General features: G+C 43.2%; 1 protein-coding gene. It reads right to left on the bottom strand.

Translation table 11 applies throughout. From position 1 onward, the window contains the following. A partial coding sequence (locus tag A3763_RS19630) for a type IV pili methyl-accepting chemotaxis transducer N-terminal domain-containing protein (RefSeq protein ID WP_197482997.1) occupies nt 1-936 on the bottom strand: 936 nt, incomplete at its 3' end. Nucleotides 937-1,184: the final 248 nt, after the last annotated feature.

Below are 1,184 nucleotides of genomic sequence, written 5' to 3'. Positions count from 1 at the left end.
AATGATATAAGCCGTATTCGGGTTAAAGAAGCGGTCATCAGCCTGGTTTTGGAACTGGTTCGATAGAGTAGATGTATCTTTTTTCAGTGCGATAGAATTTTCGAAGATAGAGTTAGCAGCGTTACGTACTTTGAATAGTTCGGGAGAGGTTTCAAGTATCGCTTTAACGTTACTGTCGACAAACTCAAAGAGCTCGGCGATCGCTTCAAGGCCGTAGATAGCATCTTCGTCAGTTACCTGAGAAATCTGCATAGCCTCATTGCCTTCAAACATGGAGTTCATTACACGTCCGAATAGTGTCGCATCTTCACCGAAGCGGTTGGCTGCAATAGCGGCATCTTCATCACCCGTAAGGATGTTGTTAACACTACGTACAATACGTTCTGCACGAAGAGACTGGCGTTCAGCAACTGAGATCTGGTCTGCGGGAGCATCGTTCTCAAGTAGAATCATGACCACGTCTTCATACTCAATCTGGAGCTGAGGAATGGTTTCGTTTAATGTTTCAGCGATCTGGTGCAGGGTCAAAACCGTTTCCTTGTTTTCCAGGATACGGTCAGCATTGCTTTTTACTGTTTTCCACAGGTCGGTTACACCGGCGTCATCAGCAAGGTTTGATGGCGGCAAGCCGGTTTCATCATTACCTTGGTTGATTAACTGTAGCTTGTTTTCAAAGTCATCTCTAGACTTCTTCAACTGATCAAAGGCCTCTTCTTTACCGGCAGCAGCTTCAGTTGCGTTCTTTGCGACCTCTTGAGACAGTACGCGCAAATCACTAGCGTGACTGGCATATTCGACATCGTGGTTACCGTCTCTAGTGATAAAATATGAAACAACTAAAAGCGAAATCAATAACACGATCAGCGCTGAGCCCACTAAAAGAATTTGTGAGTTGGCGCTCTGGTCTGTGCTAAATTTTCCAGATATGATTTTCATTTCCTGGCTCCCGGCCTTGTACGATCTAGTGTTTGTTTTTCAATTTACTGCTTTCAAATGATGAGCAGCGTTACTACCTGACTGCAACATCAAGAAACTTTTTATTGTTTGTCAGTGTGAAGGTATCAAATACATTCCATTGACTATTGTTCTTTTCAAATGCGCCTTTTATAAAAGGCTGGATTGACTTTTCTAATAGTGAGTTAGCATTCTTTTGAAAGCTATCAGCTGAAAAGTACTGCATGCCG

This window comes from Oleiphilus sp. HI0128 (assembly GCF_001635365.1).
This window is presented reverse-complemented; position numbering and strand designations above follow the sequence as displayed.